The organism is Aeromonas sp. Prich7-2, from assembly GCF_017939255.1.
Classification (GTDB): Bacteria; Pseudomonadota; Gammaproteobacteria; order Enterobacterales; family Aeromonadaceae; genus Aeromonas; species Aeromonas caviae.
The window spans coordinates 1-22290 of sequence record NZ_JAGKRI010000061.1 but is presented as its reverse complement, the minus strand read 5'-3'; the positions used below and the strand labels follow the sequence as shown (position 1 = coordinate 22290).

General features: G+C 63.3%; 19 protein-coding genes. 11 read left to right on the top strand and 8 right to left on the bottom strand.

Features of this window, described 5'->3' with window-relative positions:
* Positions 1 to 60: 60 nt before the first annotated feature.
* Positions 61 to 1851 carry a long-chain fatty acid--CoA ligase gene (locus J9892_RS11870; RefSeq protein ID WP_049635925.1) on the bottom strand — a complete coding sequence of 597 codons (1791 nt, stop codon included), beginning with the start codon at positions 1849 to 1851 and terminating at the stop codon, positions 61 to 63.
* 181 nt (positions 1852 to 2032) lie between these two features.
* On the opposite strand from J9892_RS11870, the gene J9892_RS11865 reads away from it, so the two are divergent.
* Entirely contained in the window at positions 2033 to 2575 is a 543-nt protein-coding gene (locus tag J9892_RS11865; protein ID WP_039039406.1) for a hypothetical protein, read from the top strand.
* Positions 2576 to 2647: 72 nt separating this feature from the next.
* On the opposite strand, the gene rimI is transcribed toward J9892_RS11865, so the two are convergent.
* Positions 2648 to 3097: a ribosomal protein S18-alanine N-acetyltransferase gene (rimI, locus tag J9892_RS11860; RefSeq protein ID WP_029313700.1), complete on the bottom strand. Its 450-nt coding sequence runs from the start codon at positions 3095 to 3097 to the stop codon at positions 2648 to 2650.
* A gap of 74 nt (positions 3098 to 3171) precedes the next feature.
* Positions 3172 to 3609 (bottom strand): DNA polymerase III subunit psi, encoded by a 438-nt coding sequence (locus J9892_RS11855; RefSeq protein ID WP_049635924.1) that lies wholly within the window; start codon positions 3607 to 3609, stop codon positions 3172 to 3174.
* Between the two features lie 216 nt (positions 3610 to 3825).
* Between J9892_RS11855 and J9892_RS11850 the strand changes: the two genes are divergently transcribed.
* A complete protein-coding gene (locus tag J9892_RS11850; RefSeq protein WP_049635923.1) occupies positions 3826 to 5439 on the top strand; it encodes an ATPase RavA domain-containing protein in 1614 nt (537 codons plus the stop codon).
* A gap of 95 nt (positions 5440 to 5534) precedes the next feature.
* Positions 5535 to 6989 (top strand): ATPase RavA stimulator ViaA, encoded by a 1455-nt coding sequence (gene viaA, locus J9892_RS11845; protein WP_041214545.1) that lies wholly within the window; start codon positions 5535 to 5537, stop codon positions 6987 to 6989.
* A 12-nt stretch (positions 6990 to 7001) separates the two neighbouring features.
* Here viaA and J9892_RS11840 read toward each other — a convergent pair whose 3' ends face one another.
* Positions 7002 to 8006 (bottom strand): sensor domain-containing diguanylate cyclase, encoded by a 1005-nt coding sequence (locus J9892_RS11840; RefSeq protein ID WP_049635922.1) that lies wholly within the window; start codon positions 8004 to 8006, stop codon positions 7002 to 7004.
* Between the two features lie 195 nt (positions 8007 to 8201).
* Between J9892_RS11840 and J9892_RS11835 the strand changes: the two genes are divergently transcribed.
* The 4 genes from J9892_RS11835 to J9892_RS11820 all read left to right on the top strand — a co-directional run bounded on the left by J9892_RS11835 (position 8202) and on the right by J9892_RS11820 (position 13452).
* A complete protein-coding gene (locus tag J9892_RS11835; RefSeq protein ID WP_210538375.1) occupies positions 8202 to 10064 on the top strand; it encodes a diguanylate cyclase in 1863 nt (620 codons plus the stop codon).
* A gap of 243 nt (positions 10065 to 10307) precedes the next feature.
* The gene (prfC, locus tag J9892_RS11830; RefSeq protein ID WP_089503670.1) at positions 10308 to 11897 is read left to right on the top strand and encodes a peptide chain release factor 3; all 1590 of its coding nucleotides are present in this window, start codon (positions 10308 to 10310) and stop codon (positions 11895 to 11897) included.
* 168 nt (positions 11898 to 12065) lie between these two features.
* The gene (locus tag J9892_RS11825) at positions 12066 to 12404 is read left to right on the top strand and encodes a nuclear transport factor 2 family protein (protein ID WP_104451827.1); all 339 of its coding nucleotides are present in this window, start codon (positions 12066 to 12068) and stop codon (positions 12402 to 12404) included.
* Positions 12405 to 12507: 103 nt separating this feature from the next.
* Positions 12508 to 13452: a bile acid:sodium symporter family protein gene (locus J9892_RS11820; RefSeq protein ID WP_113069659.1), complete on the top strand. Its 945-nt coding sequence runs from the start codon at positions 12508 to 12510 to the stop codon at positions 13450 to 13452.
* A gap of 56 nt (positions 13453 to 13508) precedes the next feature.
* Here J9892_RS11820 and J9892_RS11815 read toward each other — a convergent pair whose 3' ends face one another.
* Complete coding sequence (locus J9892_RS11815; protein ID WP_113069660.1) at positions 13509 to 14420, bottom strand: bifunctional helix-turn-helix transcriptional regulator/GNAT family N-acetyltransferase; 912 nt, start codon at positions 14418 to 14420, stop codon at positions 13509 to 13511.
* A 191-nt stretch (positions 14421 to 14611) separates the two neighbouring features.
* Positions 14612 to 15649, bottom strand: coding sequence for an alkene reductase (locus J9892_RS11810; protein WP_161470181.1), 1038 nt, complete (start codon positions 15647 to 15649; stop codon positions 14612 to 14614).
* Positions 15650 to 15816: 167 nt separating this feature from the next.
* On the opposite strand from J9892_RS11810, the gene J9892_RS11805 reads away from it, so the two are divergent.
* Complete coding sequence (locus tag J9892_RS11805) at positions 15817 to 16383, top strand: TetR/AcrR family transcriptional regulator (protein ID WP_114523140.1); 567 nt, start codon at positions 15817 to 15819, stop codon at positions 16381 to 16383.
* A 145-nt stretch (positions 16384 to 16528) separates the two neighbouring features.
* Here the strand turns inward: J9892_RS11805 and J9892_RS11800 are convergent, their stop codons facing one another.
* Both J9892_RS11800 and J9892_RS11795 read right to left on the bottom strand, forming a co-directional pair.
* The gene (locus J9892_RS11800; protein ID WP_041211050.1) at positions 16529 to 16864 is read right to left on the bottom strand and encodes an endonuclease domain-containing protein; all 336 of its coding nucleotides are present in this window, start codon (positions 16862 to 16864) and stop codon (positions 16529 to 16531) included.
* Positions 16865 to 17306: 442 nt separating this feature from the next.
* Positions 17307 to 18218 (bottom strand): LysR family transcriptional regulator, encoded by a 912-nt coding sequence (locus tag J9892_RS11795; protein ID WP_041211051.1) that lies wholly within the window; start codon positions 18216 to 18218, stop codon positions 17307 to 17309.
* A 145-nt stretch (positions 18219 to 18363) separates the two neighbouring features.
* Between J9892_RS11795 and aguA the strand changes: the two genes are divergently transcribed.
* The 3 genes from aguA (at position 18364) to J9892_RS11780 (ending at position 22165) form a co-directional block, all read left to right on the top strand.
* Positions 18364 to 19461, top strand: a complete 1098-nt coding sequence (gene aguA, locus J9892_RS11790) for an agmatine deiminase (RefSeq protein WP_114523139.1) — start codon at positions 18364 to 18366, stop codon at positions 19459 to 19461.
* A gap of 136 nt (positions 19462 to 19597) precedes the next feature.
* Positions 19598 to 21301: an amidase gene (locus J9892_RS11785; RefSeq protein ID WP_161470182.1), complete on the top strand. Its 1704-nt coding sequence runs from the start codon at positions 19598 to 19600 to the stop codon at positions 21299 to 21301.
* A 369-nt stretch (positions 21302 to 21670) separates the two neighbouring features.
* Entirely contained in the window at positions 21671 to 22165 is a 495-nt protein-coding gene (locus J9892_RS11780; RefSeq protein ID WP_210538374.1) for an RES family NAD+ phosphorylase, read from the top strand.
* The last annotated feature ends 125 nt before the right edge of the window (positions 22166 to 22290 follow it).

Below are 22290 nucleotides of genomic sequence, written 5' to 3'. Positions count from 1 at the left end.
GGGAGAGACGCCCAGCAAAAAGCCGCTCCATGAGCGGCTTTTTCATATCAGGCCCGTCGATCAGACGTGGCTGTACATGGCTTCTATCTCGCGCTGGTACTTGGCCTCGATGATCTTGCGGCGCAGCTTCATGGTGGGGGTGATCTCCCCGAGCTCCATGGAGAAGGCGCTCGGCAGCAGGGTGAACTTCTTCACCTGCTCGAACTTGGCCAGCTCCTTTTGCAGATCCTGAATGCGAGCCTCGAAGAACTCCATCACTCGGGAGTGGCGCAGCAGCTCGGTCTTGCACTGGTACTGCAGGTTGATGGAGCGGGCGTACTCCTCCAGGGACTCGAAGCAGGGCACGATGAGCGCCGACACGAAGTGGCGGGCATCGGCGACGATGGCAATCTGCTCGATGAAGCGATCCTTGCCGAGGGTCCCTTCGACCAGTTGCGGCGCCACGTACTTGCCGTTGGAGGTCTTCATCAGCTCCTTCAAGCGCTCGGTGAAGTAGATGTTGCCCTCGTCATCCAGCTCGCCTGCATCGCCGGTGCGCAGGAAGCCATCCTCGGTCATCACCTCGGCGGTGGCCTCCGGCTTGTTGTAGTAGCCACGCATCACGGTGGGGGCGCGCACCAGCAGTTCGTTGTTCTCGCCGAGTCTCACCTCGATGCCGTTTAGCGCCGTGCCAATGGAGCCCAGCCTGAACTGGGTGTCTTCATAGCAGCAGACGGTGGCGGTGGTCTCGGTCATGCCGTAGCCGTACTTGAGGTTGAGCCCCATGGCCTGGAAGAAGAGATTCACCTCGTCCGCGAGACGGGCGCCCGCCACCGGCAGGAAGCGGGTGCGACCGCCGAAACGGGCGCGCAGATTGCGAAACACCAGGCGCTCGGCAAGCCAGAGCTGGCCATAGAGCAGGGGAGAGGCGGACTTGCCCGCCTGACGGGTGGCGACCATCTGTTTGCCCACCCGGGTGGCCCAGCCGAACAGGGCGCGGCGCAGGCGCGGCGCCTGGGCGACCTTGGCCTGGATCATGGCGTAGGCCTTCTCGTAGAGGCGGGGCACGGCGCACATCACGGTGGGCTTCACCTCGCCGATGACATCCATCACCTTCTGCGGGTCGCGAATGTAGACGTTCTCGGCGCCGCAATAGAGCACGTAGTAGCTCCAGGCTCGCTCGAACACATGGCTCAGCGGCAGCATGCAGAGGGAGACATCCTGCTCGCTGAGGTCGAGGCGAGCGTCATGCATCTCGAAGCAGGCGGCCATGTTGGCGAAATCGAGCATGACCCCCTTGGGTTCGCCCGTGGTGCCCGAGGTGTAGATGAGGGTCAGCAGGTCGTCCATGCGGTAGTGGCGCTCGCGCTCGCGCAGCACCAGCTCGCTGGGTTGGTGGTTGCCGGAGACGAGGAAGGTCTGGAAGTGGCTGGCCGAGGCGCAGCCGCGCAGATCGACGGTGCCGTCCAGGGCGACGATGTGGCTTATCTCGCCGCTGTCGATGAGGTGCAGCGCCTGATCGAACTGGGGCTGCTCCCCCACGAACAGCATCCTGATGCCGGCATCCTTGACGATGTAGCGCAGCTGATCGAGGGTGCTGGTGGGGTAGATGGGCACGCTGACGCCGCGGGCGGCCAGGATGCCGAGGTCGGCCTGGGTCCACTCGGGCATGTTGCGGGCATAGATGCCGACCATCTCGCCGGACTGGTGGCCCGCCCGGATCAGGCCCTGGGCGCAATAATCCATGGCCTGACCCAGGGTTCGCCAGCCGATGGCGCGCCACTGGCCATCCTGCTGGACGCGCAGGGCGGCCTTGTTGCCAAGGCGGGCAATACGCTCACGCATCACTCTAACCAGATGAAACTGCGACATCTCACGCATCCTCAAGTAACAGTTGTGCGCCCGCAGGGGCACCAAAATCGGGGCTGGAGTTTAAACTCTAACATTACAGCTTACAAGTGTGCGCCATTTGTCCTGGATCACAAAGTCGTCAACCAGATGAGAGTGAGGCATGATAGGGGGCAGGGATCGGATTCATTCAGGGAGTTGCACCATGAATATCGGGATCAAGAGCCTGTTCACCGGCGTGTTGCTGCTGTTGGCGGGGGCTGGCGCCCTCTGGTATTTGCTGGGGGGCGCGGGGGAGCAGGATAATCCCTGGCTGAGTGGCGCCGAGGGCTATGAGCAGGCGCAGCGGCTGGCGCTGAGGGAAGGATACCCCTTGCTCTACGTGATCGAGCGCGCCAAGTGCCGACGCTGCAAGGCGCTGAATACCAGGCTGTGGCGTGCCCCCGAGATGCAATCCGCCCTGGCGAAGTTGGTGAAGGTGCGACTCAACCCGGATGCGGGGGATGGCAGCGAGCACATTCTGCGCCGCTTCCCCCAGGTTGCGACGGCCCCTGGCATCTATGTCCAGCGACCGGGTGAGCCGCTTCGCCCCATCAAGATCGCGGTGGATATCGAACAGATCTGGATGCCCGGCGTCACCTATGGTCGCGGCTTCTTCATGCCCCTCTCGGGAGCCGCCTTCGAGGCCGTGCTGAGGGTGACCCTGAGCCTGGAAGACCCCTCCATCGACAACGCGCCCCTGCCCTGAGGGGGGAAGCGAAGCGGGGGAGTCAGGGAGGTCAGAGGGGGGCGCCCGCTGACGGCGGTCTGCTGCGGGTTGTCAGCCGAAGTCGAACAGACGGGACATCAGCACGGCATCCTCCCTCTCCTGCCCGGTGCCATAGTAGTCGGCGCGGCGGCAATATTCGGCAAACCCCTCGCTCTCGTAGAGGTTGATGGCGGTGCGGTTGCCGGCCCTGACCTCCAGGAACCAGGCCTCGGCCTTGCCGGCCTTGCTGCGGGCCAGGTACTCCCTGAGCAGCGCCCGCCCCAGCCCCTTGCCCTGAAAATCGGGATGCACGCAGATGTTCATCAGGGAGCTGTCTCCCGCCACCAGATCCGAGATGTAGAAACCGGCCGGTCGTCCGTCCACCAGCATCAGGCCGTTGAGATAGCGCGGCCCGAAGCAGGAGAGCAGGTTGGCCTGGCTCCAGGGCTCCTGGTGGGCGGCCTGCTCGATGGGGTAGATGGCTTCGAAGTCCGATTCGAGCAGGGGGCGAAAGTGGGGCAAGAGGTCAGACATGGTCACTCCGGACGGGATTCAGGCTTGCGATGGACACCATGGCCGTGCCATGGTCGTGAGCATCAAGGGGTGTGGCGCTGCCGGCACTGCTGCCAGAGGGCGCGCTTGTGCGCCCCATCGGGCTTGAGCGGGCAGACCAGGGCATCGGGCCAGCGAGGGTCCGGCGCCGTCAGCCAGAGCAGGGGCGAAGTGGCCCCCGCGGGCAGGGAAGGCATCTCGGACAGCAGGGAGACCTCGTCTGTGCCAAGGCCGAGCCAGCGGCAGATGTCCCCGAGCAGGGAGGGCGCGGGCAGCGTCTCGGCCAGCAGCCAGAGCTTGCCGGTCGGCAGAGGGGCAGTCTCCTGCGGGGCCAGCACCTCGTCGGCGGGCGTGTTTGCCGGCTGCGCGGCGCCGTCGGGGCTGGTGCCTCCCGCCAGGAGTCGGCCTCTTTGTTGCCAGAGGGGGATGCCCATGCGGGCCAGGATGCGCTGGCGCAGCGGGTCCAGCAGGGGATCTTGCATGGCGAAGGCTCACTCTTGATCTGCGTTGGGGTAAATAATGATGCGCAGAGTACACTCTCGCGGGATTTGCTGCACCCCGGACGTGCGCTTTTCGCCCTGTGGCGATGGCAAACGAGCGCCTCCCCGGGGGCAGAGATGACAGACAATGAGAGTGGAGCGGGGCCAGAGGCCGGACCCCGTCACCACGGATGACCTATCAGCTTCGGAACTGTGCCTATGCCGCCTTTAGCCCAGAATACTGTTCGTGCCACCCCCATTCATGAGCGCCTGCCACGGCTCCTTTCCGCCCTTGGCGAGGGACTGTATGAGCGCCAGGATGCCCTGCGGCTCGGCCTGCTGGCGGCCCTGAGTGGCGAGAGCGTCTTTCTGCTGGGCCCCCCGGGCATCGCCAAGAGCCTGATCGCGCGGCGCCTCAAGCTGGCGTTTCAGGATGCCCGCCATTTCGAATACCTGATGACCCGTTTCAGTACGCCGGAGGAGGTGTTCGGCCCCCTCTCCATCCAGGCGCTCAAGGAGGATGGCAAGTACCTGCGGTTGACCAGCGGCTACCTGCCGGAGGCCGAGGTGGTCTTCCTCGACGAGATCTGGAAGGCGGGCCCCGCCATCCTCAACACCCTGCTCACCGCCATCAACGAGCGGCAGTTTCGCAACGGCGACAGCCAGCACCCCATTCCCATGCGGCTGCTGGTCACCGCCTCGAACGAGCTGCCGGCCCCGGACAGCGGGCTGGAGGCGCTCTACGACCGCATGCTGGTGCGGGTCTGGATGGACAGGGTGCAGGAGAAATCCAACTTCCAGGCCATGCTGGCGAGCGATGGCCAGTCCCATCAGAACCTGACCCCCTCGGTGCAGATTCGGGGGGAAGAGTACGACGCCTGGCAGGATGCCATCGAGCAGGTGCGCCTGCCGGACGCCTGTTTCGAACTCATCTACCAGCTGCGCCAGCAGCTCGACAGTCTACTCGGGCACGGCTGCTATGTCTCGGATCGGCGCTGGAAGAAGGCGGTGCGGCTCATCAAGGCGAGCGCCTTCTTCAATGGCCGCGACGAGGTGGCTCCCCTGGATCTGCTGCTGTTCAAGGATTGCCTCTGGCACGACGAGGCTTCCCGCACCGCGCTGCTGGAGATGATCGGCGAGTTTTCCCGCCTCTACGGTTACCAGCAACTGGCGCTGACCCGGGAGCTGCTCTCCCTGCGCGAGCAGTTCAAGCAGTTGCAGGGGGCGGTCGCCCTGCGCATCGGCTGCAAGGCTGTCAAGCGCAAGCAGTGGTTCGGCCGCCGCGCCCGCGGCACCGAACTGCCGCTGGCCAACGCCAGGCCGTTCGGCAAGCTGGTGCACTTCCAGCTGCTCACCCCGGCGCCCCTGGATGGCAGTGATCCCGAACGCCTCACCGGCACCCTCACCTTCGATCGCACCTTGCTCTCTCACTGGCACCCCACCGGGGAGGCGCTGGTGGGCTGGCCCCTCGGCAACCCCAAGGAGGGGCACTACGAGCTGGTGCTGGACGAGCAGTTGCGGCTGCACGTGCTGGATATCCAGCGCCAGCCCGTGCCCTTGATGCTGGTGGAGCGCACCCCCATCCCCGAGGTGGTGATGGCCCCCTGGCTGTCGGCCCTGGACGACCTGACGGGCCAGGTGAACCGGGTGCTGCAAAACCTCAAGGGCCAGCGCAACCTGTTCGACCGTCACCAGCCCCATCTGTTCGTGGGGGACCACTGGCTGCGTCAGGTGGAGGACAGCTTCTTCGTGCTGAGCCGGGACCTTGAGCGGCTGGGGGCCGAGCTGCAGCAGTGGCGGGATCGTCTGCCTCTTCTCGATGCACAGGGGTGACGTCGCGCCTGACGTGGGATTGGTGAAATAAACAGGATGAAAAACATGTTTCGTCAGCATGATACTCCATCACATCTCAACGTCCGGGGTGGCCCATGCTAGAGATCGGCATGATGGACCTGGGGCTGCTCATGGGGGAGGGGGAGCTGGCGGGGGAGATGGCGCTGCTGCTTGCCTCCACCCCCAAGATCTCCGAGTTCCTCAAGCGCTCGCCCCTGCAGGGGAAGCTGCTCAGAAAGCGCATCCAAACCTGGAGCGAACAGCTTGGGGAGGAGATGCGTCACAAGCCGGTGCCGGTGGCCCTCGAGCGGGAATACCTGCTCTATCAGGCCCACCGGCAACTGCCCCTGCCGGAGCTGGTGGGGCGCCTGCCCGCCTTGCTGGAAGCCCTTGAGCAGCACAGCCCCTTTGCGGGGGATGCCCGCAGCCTGGTGCGCCAGATAGTGGCCCAGCCCACCGAGGGGCTGCGCCAGCTCTTCATCGAGAAGTGGCGTGCCAGCCTGGTGGGCAGCCTGTTGCAGTTGCAGCAGCAGATAGCGGAGGCGGAGCGGGAGAAGCAGCGCCAGGAGATAGAGGATCAACTGCTGGCCAACCGGACCCTGGCCGATGCCCTGGATCCGCACCAGATCTCCGCCGGGGGGCTCTGGGATCTGGCCCAGGGGAGCTGGCACAAGCGCAGCCTGGCGCTGGTGAAGCAGTACGCCCGCATGTTGCAGCAGGAGCCTCTGCTCGCGGAGATCGCCGCCCTGCTTGGGCGCAGCGAGCGGGAGCGGCGCAGCGAGGACAGGACGCTGCCGCCGGTACCTGTGCACGAGCTGGAGGAGGTGCAAAGTGACGATGTGCCCGACGATCTGGTGGGGGTGCACCCGGCCAGCGATCTGATGCGCCTCCTGCCGAGCGAGGCGGTGATGCTGGCGCTGCCGGAGCTGGAACTGGAGTTCTATCGCCGTTATCTGGAGCGGCGCCTGCTGAGCTACCAGTCGCGGGGCACCCTGCCGCGCCAGCGTCTGATGCTGCGCTCCCCCGAGCAGGGAGGGCAGGAGGTGCAGCCGCGTGGCCCTTTCATCGTCTGCGTCGATACGTCAGGTTCCATGGGGGGCTATCCGGAGGAGTGTGCCAAGGCGCTGTTTCTCGCCCTGCTCAAGGGGGCGATGGAGGAGAAGCGGGGCTGCTATCTGATGCTCTTCTCCACCGAGGTGGCGACCCTGGAGATCACCGCCGACACCGGGCTTGAGAAGGCGGAGCGCTTTCTCTCCATGAGTTTTCACGGGGGGACCGATCTGGTGCCCTGCCTGGAGCAGGCCCTGACCCAGCTCGAACAACCCGCCTTTGCCAAGGCCGACGTGCTGGTGATCTCCGACTTCATCGCCCAGAACCTGCCCCACGCCCTGCTCGAGCGGATGAACCGGCGACGGGCGCAGCAGACACGCTTCCATGCGGTCGCCATGTCCCGTCACGCCAAGGCGGCTATTTTGCGGGTGTTCGACAACAGCTGGCTGCTCGATTGCGGCCTGCGTGGACGCCTGCTGCGGCGCTGGCAGCGCCATTGAGGGTGCTCAGGCTCAGAGAGTGGGCCTGTGGTAGAGGCCCCGTTCGTTGACCTGCTCCTGATCCAGCAGCGGCTGACCGCTTGGCTGGGCAATATAAAAACCCCGCTTGCCGCTGCGCTTGACCCTGTACATGGCCTGATCCGCCCGGGCCAGTGCCGCGCCGAAATCGTCCTGGGGCCGGATGGCCGCAATTCCCATGCTCAGTCCCACCGAGGCGTCCCCGTTGGGCAGCTCGAAGGGGGTGGCGATGGCATCGATGCACTGGCGGGCGAGGTGGCTGGTGCGGGGATCGTCGCACGCCCAGGGCAGCAGCAGCACGAACTCGTCCCCGCCGATGCGCCCCAGCCGTACCTCCTCGGCGCAGCAGTGGCGAAGGCGCTGGGCAAGGGAGACCAGCAGTTCGTCACCTGCCCGGTGGCCCAGGTTGTCGTTCACCAGCTTGAAGTCATCGAGATCGATGAAACAGATGGCCTGGTACTCCCCGGGAAAGTGGCGGTGCAGCGCGGTGCGGTTGAACAGGCCGGTGAGGGGATCCCGGTGGGCAAGCTGAGCGAGCTGCTGCTCGTACTCCTTCTCGTGGGTGATGTCGATGTGGGTGCCCATCACCCGGACGGGGTTGCCCTGATCATCCCGCTCCACCACCCGGCCCCGGTCCAGCACCCAGGTGGTCTTGCCATCCTTGCCGATCATCCGGTGCATCGCCTGATAAAACGGGCTCTTGCCCTCCAGATGGTCGAAGAAGGCCTGCAGCACCTGCTCCCTGTCCTCCGGGTGCAGGTGGGCGCGCCAGACGTCGAAGTGGGCCGACAGCTCCTTGGGCTGGTAACCGAGCATGGAGCCCCAGCGGCGGTTGAAGATGATGAGTTTGCCGGTGGGCACATGGTTCTGCCAGATGCACAGGCCGGTGCCGTCCATAGCGGCGTCCAGCTTCTCCCGCGCGTCATCCGCGATGCGTTTGAGACGCTCGTTCTCCAGCAACAACCTGTCGTAAGCCTCCCTCAGCTCCTCGTAGGTCATTCCTCATCCCTTCCCCTGTTCGAAAGCATATATAGTCGATGCACTCTCTCCTTCTGTAAAGAAGGGGATAGGGGAGGCTCTCGTCCGATATGAGGCGTTTTCCCACCCTCTGACGGCTGTGCGCCCAGAGTCTGTGGGGATATGATGACAGCGGTGAGCGCGGCGTCCGGCCAGTGAAGAGGAGAAAATGTCCGCATGAAGATCCTGATGGGAGGTGGTCTGTTGCTGGGGGTTGCCCTGGCCCAGGCGACGCCACTGGCTGGGTACGAGTTGCAACTGGCGTTGCAGCGACTGGAAGAGTCGACGATGCCGGTGCAGGTATTTCGCGAGCGCGTCGCCGCCCTGACTGCCGAACAGGCACACTATCCGCCCGAGGTGCAGGGCCGCCTTGCCCGGCTGCAGTGCTGGGCCCAGCCGAGTGAACGAGACGAGGAGTTTCGCCGCGCGGTGGCGTTTGCCGAGCAGGGGCTGGCGCAGGCCCGTGCCCGCAAGGACAGGGTCACCGAGGTGGGGTTGCTCGCCTGCCGCGGGTATCACCGGCAACTGCTCGGCAACATGGCCGGGGCGGGGGAGGATTACGACGCCGCCCTGACCCTGGCTCGCCGACTCGGGGATGAGCGTCAGCGTGCCGACATCCTGAGCCTGCGGGGGGAGATGTACTCCTACCAGGGGGAGCTGGCGGAGGGGCTGATGGATCTCATCGATGCCCACCAGCGATACGAGGCGCTCGGGCTGGAGGCCAAGGGGCGCGAGGTGCTCGCCAATATTGCCAATGCCTATCGCAGGATGGGGCTCTATGAGCGGGCCGAGAGCTATTTCAAGGAGCTGGAGCACGACTACCGGCAGCTCGGGGTCGAGGAGTACCTGGTGGACATTCACAGCCAGCAGGGGCTCCTCTACATCGACACCGAAGAGTACGACAAGGCGCTGCCCCTGATGGCCGAAGCGGAGCGTTACTATCTGGGATCAAACCAGGAAGGGGTCCTGGCCTGGAGCCGGATAGAGCTGGCCACCATCCTGCAGAAACAGGGCAAGCCGGACCAGGCCATGATCAAGCTCGATCAGGCGGCAGCCTCCCTTCATCAGGGGGAGGGGGCGGACAGCGTCACCCTGGGCCACTGGCACCTCGTCATGGCCGAGGTCCTCGAGGCCCTGAACCGACCCGGCGAGGCGCTGCGGCACCTGGACGAGGCCGAGCCCATCTTTACCCGGGAGCAGAACCTGCGCTTCCTCGCCCGGGTGCATGAGACACGGGCCCGGGTGCTGGAGCGTCAGGGGCATATCCAGTCGGCCCTCACCAGCCTCAAGACCTATGTCGAGACCCGCCAGGCCCTCGAGCTCAGATTGCGGGAACAGCGCTCCTTGCAGATGCGTTTCGAGTTCGATCTCGCCCGCAAGGAGCTGGAAAACCAGACCCTCAGGTCCCAGCAGCAGTTGCAGGCGGAGAAACTCAAGCAGTTGCAGGAGCGGCGCTACTGGCAATACCTGGTGGTGGCCCTGCTGCTGGTGGTGATGGGTACCCTGGTGGTGCACCAGCGCGGGCGCACCCGCAAGATGCAGCGCCTCGCCATGACGGACGAACTGACCGGCATCCACAACCGGCGCCAGATCCAGGCCAAGGGGCGCAAATGGTTCACCCAGGCGCGGGAGGAGGGCAAACCCCTGTGCGTGCTGCTGCTGGATGTGGATCACTTCAAGAAGGTGAACGACCAGCTGGGCCACCACGTGGGGGACAGGGTGCTCACCGCCGTGGCCCAGTGCATCGAGGAGCAGTTGCGCAGCCTCGACAGGGTGGGGCGCAACGGCGGCGAGGAGTTTCTGGTGCTGCTGCCGGATACCCTTCTGGGCGAGGCCGTCGAGGTGGCGGAGCGGATCCGCCTCGCCGTCGCCTGCCTCGAGATTGAGGGGGTGCCTGCGGATCACCCCATCCGCATCAGCATCGGCTGCGCCCAGTACAAACCCGAGGATGACAACCTGGGCGAGCTGGTACGCCGGGCCGACGAGGCCATGTACGAGGCCAAGCTGGCGGGGCGCAACCGGGTGATGACGGCCCGGTGAGGCCGACCCCGGGCCCCGTGATAGCGGGCTGGGTATTTTTCACTCGCGCGGGTATAATGCCGCGCAATTTTGCTTTGATCCGGGGCCAGACCCATGTAATGCAACGCGCTTCTCCTGTCTCCACCGGCGGTCACTGACCCGCCCGCGTGGTGTCGTTGTCTGCATGGGCGCCCTGATTCCAAGGTGCTGTCCCGCATTTTTCCCACGGTGGCTCCAGGCCGCCGCTCAATAGAAGAACGTCGAATTATGTCAGCTGAATTTCTGAGTGAAGTCTCCAAGAGACGCACTTTTGCGATCATCTCGCACCCGGATGCGGGTAAAACCACCATCACCGAAAAGGTCCTGCTGTTCGGACAGGCCATTCAGCGCGCCGGTACCGTCAAGGGCCGTGGCTCGGGCCAGCACGCCAAATCCGACTGGATGGAGATGGAGAAGCAGCGCGGTATCTCCATCACCACTTCCGTGATGCAGTTCCCCTACGCCGACTGCCTGGTCAACCTGCTCGATACCCCGGGTCACGAGGACTTCTCCGAAGATACCTATCGTACCCTCACGGCGGTCGACTGCTGCCTGATGGTCATCGACGCCGCCAAGGGTGTTGAAGACCGGACCCGCAAGCTGATGGAAGTGACCCGTCTGCGTGACACCCCCATCCTCACCTTCATGAACAAGCTGGACCGCGAAGTGCGCGATCCGATGGAGGTCATGGACGAGGTGGAGCGCGAGCTCAACATCATGTGCGCCCCCATCACCTGGCCCATCGGCTGTGGCAAATCCTTCAAGGGGGTCTACCACCTCTACAAGGACGAGACCTACCTGTATCAGAGCGGTCAGGGCCACACCATCCAGGAGAAGCGGGTGGTCAAGGGGTTGAACAACCCCGAGCTGGACGCCGCCATCGGCGACGATCTGGCGGCCCAGCTGCGTGGCGAGCTGGAGCTGGTGCAGGGCGCCTCTCCCGAGTTCGATCACGACGCCTTCATCGCCGGCGAGATGACCCCGGTCTTCTTCGGGACCGCCCTCGGCAACTTCGGTGTCGACCACATGCTGGACGGCCTGACCGACTGGGCGCCAGCCCCCATGCCGCGCAAGGCCGAGAGCCGCGAAGTGGTGGCGACCGAGGAGAAGTTCTCCGGCTTCGTGTTCAAGATCCAGGCGAACATGGACCCGAAACACCGCGACCGTATCGCCTTCATGCGCATCGTGTCAGGCACCTACTCCAAGGGCATGAAGATGCGCCACGTGCGCATCGGCAAGGACGTGAACATCTCCGACGCCGTCACCTTCATGGCCGGTGACCGTGAACAGGCGGTCGAGGCCTGTGCTGGCGACATCATCGGTCTGCACAACCACGGCACCATCCAGATCGGCGACACCTTCACCCAGGGTGAAGATCTCAAGTTCACCGGCATCCCGAACTTCGCGCCGGAACTGTTCCGCCGCATCCGCCTGCGTGACCCCCTCAAGCAGAAGCAGCTGCTCAAGGGGCTGGTGCAGCTCTCCGAAGAGGGGGCGGTGCAGGTGTTCCGTCCGCTCATCAGCAACGATCTCATCGTCGGTGCGGTCGGTGTGCTGCAGTTCGACGTGGTGGTCTCGCGCCTCAAGAGCGAGTACAACGTCGAGGCCATCTACGAGGCGGTCAACGTCGCCACCGCCCGCTGGGTGGAAGGGACCGACGTCAAGAAGTTCGAGGAGTTCAAGCGCAAGAACGAGGTCAACCTGGCCCTCGATGGGGGTGACAACCTCACCTACATCGCGCCGACCATGGTCAACCTGCGCCTGGCCCAGGAGCGTCACCCGGACGTTCACTTCCGCCAGACCCGCGAACACTGATCACCCTGCCCGCACCCAGCGGGTGGCTGATGACCAGAGAGACCCCGCTTCGGCGGGGTTTTTTGTTATGGGGCGTGTCATTGGAAGGGGCGGCGATCCCCATCCGGGGCTTGATGAATGAATAAAAATCAAGGATAAGTGATTTAAATTTCACCCATGGAGAGAGACATGTCCGTCACCCAACCCGTAGAGGCGCAGTTTGCCGCCTACAATGCCCACGATCTCGATGCCTTCGTGGCCTGCTTTGCCCCGGATTTCAAAGGCTATCGCATGCCGACCGAGACGCCGAGCACAGTCGGCAAGGGGGCGCTGCGGGCCTTCTATGCGGAGCACAGATTCAACAACCCGCTGCTCAAGGCCGAGCTGCTGTCACGCACCGTCTTGGGCAACAAGGTGTTTGATCACGAGCTGATCCATGGCCTCTCCCTTGAGCCCATCGAGAGCGTGGCGGTGTTCGAGGTGAAGGAGGGTCTTATCCAGACCGCCTGGTTCTATTTCCCTTCCTGAGCGCCGCGACACGGGCCTGCCGGCGACAAAGCTGGTATAAGAGAAAGTTCCCTGCGGGCATCCCCTGGTCTGCCCGCGTCTGGACAATAACAAGGAGTACACCATGCTTGGACGCATCACCCACCTCTTCCCGCTTTGGGCCCTGCTGTTTTCCCTGCTGGCCTACTGGCAGCCCGAGCCCTTCGTCGGCCTCAAGGGCCAGATAGTGCCGCTGCTGACCATCATCATGCTGGCCATGGGGCTGACCCTCAAACCCCAGAACTTCCTCGACGTGGTGCGCAACAAGAAGGCCATCGGCCTCGGGCTGGTATTGCAGTTCAGCGTGATGCCGCTGGCCGCTCTGCTGGTCAGCCTGTTGCTGGGCTTTGATGCCGAGTTGACCGTGGGAATGGTGCTGGTGGGCAGCGTCGCCGGTGGCACCTCTTCCAACGTGATGTGCTATCTGGCCAAGGGCGATGTGGCTCTCTCCATCACCATGACAGCTCTCTCCACCCTGCTCGGGGTCCTCGTCACCCCCCTGCTGGTGCAGCTGCTGGCTGGCAAGAGCGTCGACGTGCCGGTGCTGGACATGCTGCTGAGCCTGGTGAAGATAGTGCTGATCCCTGTGGTGTTCGGGGTGGTTGCCAATGTCTTCCTCCACTCCCTGACGGCACGTATCGAGCCCGTGCTGCCGCTCGTCTCCATGGCCGCCATCGTCATGATCATCGCCATCGTGGTCGCCCTCAACGCAGGGCAGTTCGCCAGCATCGGCCCCATCGTGGCGCTGGCGGTGATCCTGCACAACGGCATCGGCATTGTGGCGGGCTACTGGGTCAGTCGCTGGCTGGGCTTTGAGGAGCGGATCTGCCGCACCGTGGCCTTCGAAGTGGGGTTGCAGAATTCTGGCCTCGCCACGGCGCTGGCCATGAAATTCTTCACTCCCGCCTCGGCCATGGCTGGCACCCTCTTCTCGGTCTGGCACAACCTGTCCGGCTCTCTGCTGGCCGGGGTCTGGGCCAAGCGACCGCTTTCCCGGCCTGCTGGGACCCTGGAGCAGCGCGCTGGCTGATCAGGGGGCGCAAGATGAAACAATAAGGGGCCATGGGCCCCTTGTTGTTGTTTGAGCTAGTCGAGCGCCAGCACCATGCAGATCTCGCAGGCGTCGTGGCCTGTGCAGCCAAGGGGCCCCGGCAGGTGTTCGAAGCCCAGGGATTCATAGAGGGCGGTGGCTTCCCGCAGCACGGCGGTGGTCTCCAGATAGCAGCGCTGGTAACCCAGGGCGCGAGCCTCGGCCAGCGCCTGCAACACCAGCCGCCGTCCCAGCCCCAGCCCCCGCAGGGCGGGCAGGAAGTACATCTTCTGCAGCTCGCACACATCCGCTGCCCCCGCCAGCGGCGCTATGCCGCCCCCGCCAAGAATGGTGCCGTCCGGTCCCTCAATCACCCAGTAGCGGCTGCGCTCCCCCTGATAGGTCTCGTGGAGAAAATCGAGGTTGGGATCCGCCACCCCGTACCCCTTGTCGGCGGTGAGGCCGTATTCGGCGGAGACGGCGCGCACCACGGCGGCGATCCGGGGATTGTCGGCCGGGGTGATGGGGCGGATGACGAACCCCTGCTGGCGGCGGGCGCGGGAGAGGGCGCTGCGATAGAGCCGCATGCCCTCCCAGATCTGCTCGCACTCGGCGGGGGAGAGTTGGGCCAGGGCCCCCGCCATGGTCTCGTCCATCTGCCGGTGCAGCTCCTCAAGCTGTGCCTTGCCCGGCTCGGTGAGGCTCGCCTCCTTGCTGCGCCCGTCCGAGGGGTGGGGTTGCCAGGCGATAAGCTCCCGCTCGGCGAGGCGGGCCAGGGGGCGGCTGGCGTTGGACTTGTCGATGCGAAGGCGCTCGGCAAGCTGCTGGTTGGTGGCGGGACCGTTCTCCAGCTCGATGAGCAGGTGGGCCTCTAGGGGGCTCAGGGCCAGCGAGCCGCACTGCTGGGAGAGCATGCCGAGTTCGCGTACCAGTTCCCTCGACAGGGCGCGCAGGGGGCGGGGATCCATGGGGTTGTCTCCTTGTGATGGCATTTGGTTGTTATGCGCAACCAATACCATCTTTTGGTTGTTGGTGACAACTATTTGCGTGAAAAAGGGGACAGGCAGGCAGAAAAAAGGGCCCGGGAGGGGGCCCAAACATTGGAAACCCGCGCGGGGGCGCGGATCCCATCCTTGGTCAGGCAAGGCGCCGGCGAGGGTTAGACCAGTTCCGCCAGCATGGTGTCGGCATAGGGGGTCAGCGCCTCTCCCTGCTTCACCTTGGCGAGGTAGTCCGGGTTGGCGATGAGGGGGCGACCGATGGCGACGAGGTCGAAGCGGTCCGCCTCGATGGCCTCGAGCGCGGTCTCGGCGCTGTAGTTGCCCACCCCCACCAGGTGGCCGTCGTAGCGGGCACGCAGGTAGTCGGAGGCGCGGCCGTCCAGGTAGTCGAAGGTGAGGCTGTCATCGAAGATGCCCAGGTGCAGATAGGCCAGAGTGCGCTGGTTCAGTTCGGCCAGCAGGTGGTCGAACACGGCGCGATCCCGGGCATCCCCTTCCAGGTGCACATAGGCGCCGGGGGAGAGACGAAGGCCGGTGCGATCCCCGCCGATGCGGGCGGCGATGGCATCCACCACCTCCAGCGCGAAGCGGCTCATGTTCTCGGGGCTGCCGCCGTAGTTGTCGGTGCGCAGGTTGCTGGCGTGGTGCAGGAACTGATCGATGAGGTAGCCGTTGGCACCGTGGATCTCCACCCCGTCAAAGCCCGCCTCGATGGCGTTGGCGGCGGCCTGGGCGTAATCCTCGACCAGCTGGGCGATTTCGCTCCCGGTCAGGGCGCGCGGCACTTGATAGACCAGCTCGCGCATGCGCGGCACCGTGCCCTCATGGGCGATGGCGGAGGGGGCCAGCACTTCGGCGTGGTGGAAGAAGGGGTGGGAGAGACGGCCCACGTGCCACAGCTGGGCGAAGATCTTGCCGCCGTTGGCATGCACGGCGCTGGTCACTTTCTTCCAGCCGGCGATCTGTTCGGCGCTGTAGAGCCCCGGGGTATTGGGGTAGCCCTGCCCGTCCGGACGGATGATGGTGGCTTCGGAGATGATGAGGCCGATGTCGGCGCGGCGGCCGTAGTAGGCGGCCATCTGTTCGGTGGGCACCAGACCCGGGCCCGCCATGCAGCGGGTGAGGGGGGCCATCATGAAACGGTTCGCGAGGGTGAGGGTGTCGTTGAGGCGATAGGGCTGAAACAGGGTATTCATGATCGTCTGTCCTGAGGGAGTGATTCTTGAACGGGCATTCAAGACGTTTTTTGGTTTGTGTGCAAGTATTTTTTGAGCAAGCATTCAACATGGATTGACGGGGGAGGCTGGGGTAAACTTGCCGCCCTGTTTTTTCCGTCCCGCGGGACCTTGCCACCGGAGACCCCATGCGCAGCGCCGAATACGATCGGGATGCCGTCTTGCGAAACGCCATGGAAGCCTTTCGCGCCAAAGGCTATGCCAAGACCACCATGCAGGAGCTGGTGGCCGCAACCGGCCTGCACCCGGGCAGCCTCTATGCCGCCTTTGGCAACAAGCGCGGCCTGCTGCTGGCGACGGTCGATCACTATGTGGCAGAGAAGGGGGCCCTGCGCCGCCGCTGCCTGGCACAGCCCAGCCCGCTGGCGGGGCTGCACGCCTTCCTCGAGCAGGTGGTGGACGATGCCCTGCAGGGCTCCTGCCTGCTGACCCGCACCCTGATGGAGCTGGCGGAGCAGGACGAGGAGCTGCACCTTCGCTTCAAGGCCATCTACGGCGAGCTGGAACAGGATCTGGCCGGGCAGCTGGCCCTGGCAAAGGCGCAGGGAGAGCTGGCAAAAGAGGGGGACATCCCCACCCTGACCGCCTTCTTGCAGGTCCATATCCAGGGACTGGTCACCTTCGCCCAGTGCCACCCCGACCGCCCTCTGCTGGCCGGTGTCGTCGCCCGGATGATGAGCGCCCTGCGGGCGTGATGCGCCGCCCATAAACAACCATGGCTCCTGCGGGAGCCATGGTTGTTTATGGGGATGCCACACGCCGCCGGGTTGTTTGCTCCCTTCTCCCACTTATTTACAAAAGAATGGGAGAAGGGCTGGGGATGAGGGGGAGGGCTCGTGCTCAGCGCAAAGAGAGCAAAAGAAGTTCCAGTACGGCCTCCATTCGACTCAATACATCGTTATTCCACACCCGGATCACCCGAAAGCCCTGCTGATTGAGGTAGGCCGTTCTTGCGCCATCATGTTGCCGTCCGGCCGGTTCGTTGTGCTGTGACCCGTCTACCTCGATGATCAGCCTCTGCTCAAGAGAGATGAAATCGACAATGTAGGGCCCGATGGGTATCTGGCGACGGAATTTCACCCCAGCCAGGCGGCGGTCGCGCAATTGCAGCCACAGTTTCTGTTCGGCAAGGGTGGCTTCTCGCCTCATGCGCTTGGCAAACGGATGGGTTCTCATGGTGCCTATCCAGAGCTATTTGACCCTATTAGATATAGCCATTCCCCGGTCTGGTGACTGAGTGGGTTGCTTCCCCTCACCCTGGCCCTCTCCCAGAGGGAGAGGGGACAGATCGAGTAACAGTTGTCATCTTGTTGGTCATCTCGGGGCCATCGTGGTGTGGTGTGACATTGAACTGATGAACTGATGAACTGATGAACTGATGAATCGATAGGTCGATGTGCTGGTGGGATGTATTTCGCCCTAGCAGACAGGTTGTTTGCGATGCTGCCAGTGGCGCAGATCCGCTCCCTTCTCCCCTTGCGGGAGAAGGGTTGGGGATGAGGGGGGGAGTCACACGCCGTCGGGTTATTCAGGAGTCACCAGCTTTTTCATCAGATGCTTGAGCCACACCTGGGCCGGCTGCCGCGCATGCTGCTTTGGTATGCCAGACGCTGCGGGTTTACGCGGGGCTGACCAGATCCTTCATCAGCGCCTTCAACCAGATCAACGCCGGTTGCTGGGCGTGGACCGGGTGCCAGACGCAGTTGAGGTGATAGTCCGGCACGTCGTCGGGCAGGGGCAGGCTTTTCAGCGGCCAGTGGCTGGCGAGCAGCTCGGCCACCATGCTGGGCAGCACCAGCAGGTGATCGCTCTGGCTCACGATGGCGGCGGCGGACATATAGCTCTGGCTGTTGACCGAGATGGTGCGGCTATGGCCCAGGCTCTGCAAATAGCGGTCGAGGCTCGCCTCCGAGGTGCCGAGCGGCGAGTGGAACACATGGGGCATCTCGATTAGCTGCTCGAGGGTGATGCGCTCCTCCTCCAGCTCCAGGGTGGCACGCACCAGCCCGGCCAGGGGTTCGGTGAGCCAGGTCTCCTTGCCCAGATACCCCGGCACCTGCATGTACTCGTCAAACCCCAGCACCAGGTCGATTTCGCCGCTCGCCAGCTCGGCTTCGGGCAGGGTATCGCGCAGGATGCGGATCTCGATGGTGACGCCCGGCGCCAGCTTCCTGAGGCGCTGGATAAGGGGCGGGATCAGCACGCATTCCACGTAATCCGTGGTGCAGAGCACGAAGCGGCGCTTCGACTGGCGCGGCGCGAACTCGTCCTCCTCCCAGAGTTGCTGCTCCAGCAGCCGCAGCGCCTGCTGCACCCCCAGATGCAGCCGCTGGGCCCGGGGAGTCGGCAACATCCCCTGGGGCGTGCGCACCAGCAGCGGGTCGCCGAGAAAGGCCCGCAACCGGCCGAGGGAGTGGCTCATGGCGGGCTGGCTGATAAAGAGCGATTCGGCGGCGCGGGTCACGCTCCCTTGCGTCATCAGGGCGTCAAAGGCGAGCAGCAGATTGAGGTCGAGCTGGTGCAGTTTCATGGGGGGATTATTCGCCGTGTTTATGGGACAATTAATCCTATTCATTTGATGGATGGGCGCGCAACTTCTTACACTGCGACCCACTCTTATTTTTTCAGGGTTCCCAGGCAAATCGGGGGCCTCAATTCATGCAAGGAGCCTTGCGATGAGCATCAAGACCATGAATTCCACGCCAGCCGCCGACGGCTTCACCATGCCCGCCGAGTGGGCTCACCAGCAGGCCGTCTGGATGATCTGGCCGTTCCGCCCGGACAACTGGCGGGAAGCCGGTCGCTTCGCCCAGGCCACCTTCGCCAAGGTGGCGGATGCCATCGGTGGCGCGACGCCGGTCTTTATGGGGGTGCCGGCCCAGTTTATGGAGCAGGCCCGTGGCATCATGCCTGCCCACGTTACCCTGGTGGAGATGGCCAGCGATGACTGCTGGGCCCGCGACACTGGCCCCACCATCGTCACCAACGCCGCAGGCGAGTGCCGTGGGGTGGACTGGGGCTTCAACGCCTGGGGCGGTCACAAGGGGGGTCTCTACTACCCGTGGAACCAGGATGAAGAGGTCGCTGCCCGGATGCTGGAACAGCACGGCATGGATCGTTACGACGCGCCGCTCATTCTGGAAGGGGGCTCCATCCACGTCGACGGCGAAGGCACCTGCCTGACCACCGCCGAGTGCCTGCTCAACGAAAACCGCAACCCGCACCTGAGCAAAGAGCAGATCGAAGCTCACCTGCGCGACTATCTGGGCGTCACCAGCTTTATCTGGCTGGACGAAGGGGTCTACATGGATGAAACAGACGGCCACATCGACAACATGTGCTGCTTCGTGCGCCCGGGTGAAGTGGCCCTGCACTGGACCGACGACGAGAACGATCCCCAGTACGCCCGCTCCCTGGCTGCCCTCAAGGTGCTGGAAGCGGCGGTGGATGCCAAGGGTCGCAAGCTGAAAGTGTGGAAGCTGCCCCAGCCGGGCCCGCTCTACTGCACAGAGGAAGAGTCCGCCGGCGTCGAGAGCGGCAGCGGTGTGCCGCGCGAGGCAGAGGGCCGTCTGGCGGGTTCCTACGTGAACTTCCTCATCACCAACGATCGCATCGTCTATCCGCTGCTGGATGCCGCCACCGACGGCGAAGCCCAGCGGATTCTGGAAGAGATCTTCCCGGAGCATAAGGTAGTCGGCGTGCCGGCCCGGGAGATCCTGCTGGGGGGGGGCAATATCCACTGCATTACTCAGCAAATTCCTTCTGGCAAGTAAGAACCTGTTCCAAGCCAGCCGAGGTTGGTATTCAAAACCCCACTCAGTGGGGTTTTCTCTCTTGATGGTGTGATGGTCGCAGGCGCCGATGCGGCGATCATCATGACAAACAGTCACCCTTTTACAGGAGATCCCCATGATCGAAGTGACCGAGGTTTCCATTGCCGAGCTGCGCGATGCGCTCGAATCAGGCCGCACCACCGCGGTCGAACTGGTCGAGGCCTATCAGGCGCGGATCAAAGCCTATGACGGCCCCGAGACATCAACCCGCCTCAATGCCGTCGTGGTGCCCAACCCCGATGCCCTGAAAGAGGCCGAGGCGTCCGATGCCCGCCGCGCCCGTGGGGAAACCCTGGGCCCGCTCGACGGCATTCCCTACACCGCCAAAGACAGCTATCTGGTCAAGGGGCTGACCGCCGCCTCCGGCAGCCCGGCCTTCAAGGATCTGGTGGCCCAGCGCGATGCCTTTACCGTTGAGCGCCTGCGCGCCGCCGGTGCCATCTGCCTTGGCAAGACCAATATGCCCCCCATGGCCAATGGCGGCATGCAGCGCGGCGTCTATGGCCGTGCCGAGAGCCCCTACAACGCCGACTACCTGACCGCGCCCTTTGCCTCCGGCTCCTCCAACGGGGCCGGTACTGCCACCGCCGCGAGCTTCGCCGCCTTCGGTCTGGCGGAAGAGACCTGGTCGAGCGGCCGTGGCCCTGCCTCCAACAACGGCCTGTGTGCCTACACTCCGTCCCGTGGCGTCATCTCGGTGCGCGGCAACTGGCCGCTGACTCCGACCATGGATGTGGTGGTGCCCTATGCCCGCACCATGAATGATCTGCTGGAAGTGCTCGACGTAGTGGTTGCCGACGATGCCGAGACTCGCGGTGATCTATGGCGTATGCAGCCCTGGGTGCAACTGCCCAAGGCGTCCGAAGTGCGTCCGGCTTCCTATCTGGAGCTGGCTGCCAAGGCCGATGCCCTCAAGGGCAAGCGCCTCGGGGTGCCGCGCATGTTTATCAACAAGGATGAACTGGCGGGCACCAGCGACAACCCCGGCATCGGCGGCCCGACCGGTCAGCGCATCCATACCCGTCCGTCCGTGATTGCCCTCTGGGAAGAGGCGCGCAAGGCGCTGGAAGCGGCGGGCGCCGAGGTCATCGAAGTGGACTTCCCGCTGGTCTCCAACTGCGAAGGGGACCGACCCGGCGCGCCGACCGTGTTCAATCGCGGCATCGTGAGCCCGGAGTTTCTCAACGACGAGCTGTGGGAGCTATCCGGCTGGGCGTTCGACGACTTCCTGCGTGCCAACGGCGATCCCAAGTTGAACAAGCTGGCTGATGTCGATGGGCCGAAGATCTTCCCCCACGATCCGGGCACCCTGCCGAACCGCGAGGGGGATCTGGCGGCGGGCATGGACGAGTACGTCAAGATGGCCAAGCGCGGCCTGAAATCCTGGGACGAGATCGCATCGGTGCCGGACGGCCTGCGTGGGCTGGAGCAGACCCGCAAGCTGGACCTGGAAGAGTGGATGGACGGGCTCAAGCTCGACGCCGTGCTGTTCCCGACCGTCGCCGACGTGGGCCCGGCTGACGCGGATGTGAATCCGGCCTCCGCCGATATCGCCTGGAGCAATGGCATCTGGGTTGCCAACGGCAACCTCGCCATTCGCCACCTCGGCGTGCCGACCGTCACCGTCCCCATGGGCATCATGGCCGATATCGGTATGCCGGTGGGCCTGACCTTCGCCGGTCGCGCCTATGACGACAACAACCTGCTGCGCGTCGCCTCGGCCTTCGAGTCCACCGGCAGCAAGCGCCAGGTGCCGCCGCGCACGCCGCCGTTGGAGTGATTGGTGTTGTGGGTTAAATCTCTCGGGTTCGTCCGAATATAATGAAAAAACCACCCATTATGCGGGTGGTTTTTTATTATCTATATTGGCTTGTTTTTATTTAAAGATATTAATTGCAACCCTCTAAATTTTTGCTGTGGTCAATGCTGTTATCAATAGTTAACTTAGTCGCATTTCTAATGATGCATTCTATTGCTGTGTTATTTCTGTCGTTCTTATCTATAAAAGAAAATTTTGTGGTGATAATGTATCAGGTGGTTAACTGTTGAGTAGTATTTGTAAATGTCTGTTCGTGGTGTTTATTTGTACGTCGTAGCACATTTTTATGGTAAAGTCTTCAACTGTATTCATCTTCAATAAGGTTGTGGAATGACATTTAAATCTCATAGAAGCTATTACAAATTTATGAATGCAGTGGGCTCAAAAAATCGCTATATTTTAGATGCAGAATCCCAAAGCTTCATGAATTCTATTCTTGAAACCTGTCAGGATAGAATTAAAGTGGTTGAGCCTAGCCATGTTTTATGGCGTGCCCAGTTAGGGCATAATGAGAGAGAGATAACGCAAACAGACCACGATACAGGAGAGGAGGTAGTAGTTGATAGCATGCCTATTCCATTCCCATATCAGAGAATGAAACCATTAGTAGATTCCGCATCAGAAGGAAGAGCTAATCCCAAGGGTATTCCATACATATATGTTGCTACAGATAAAGAAACGGCAATGTCTGAAGTTAGGCCATGGTTAGGTTCTATTATTTCACTTGCACGGTTTAGAGTTAATAGAAAACTCAGGGTGATTGACTTTTCTGAGTTGTATGGAGAGGGTAATCGTCGATTTTATCTAAATAGCTGTTCCGAATAGTAGATCACCGGAGGAAGGGAACTCAGTCCAGTTTGTGCGATCTGATTAGTCGCTAAACAAAACAAGCCACACCCAAAGGACTGAGTTGATGCCTATCCTACCACCTCTGCCACGACCACAACGGC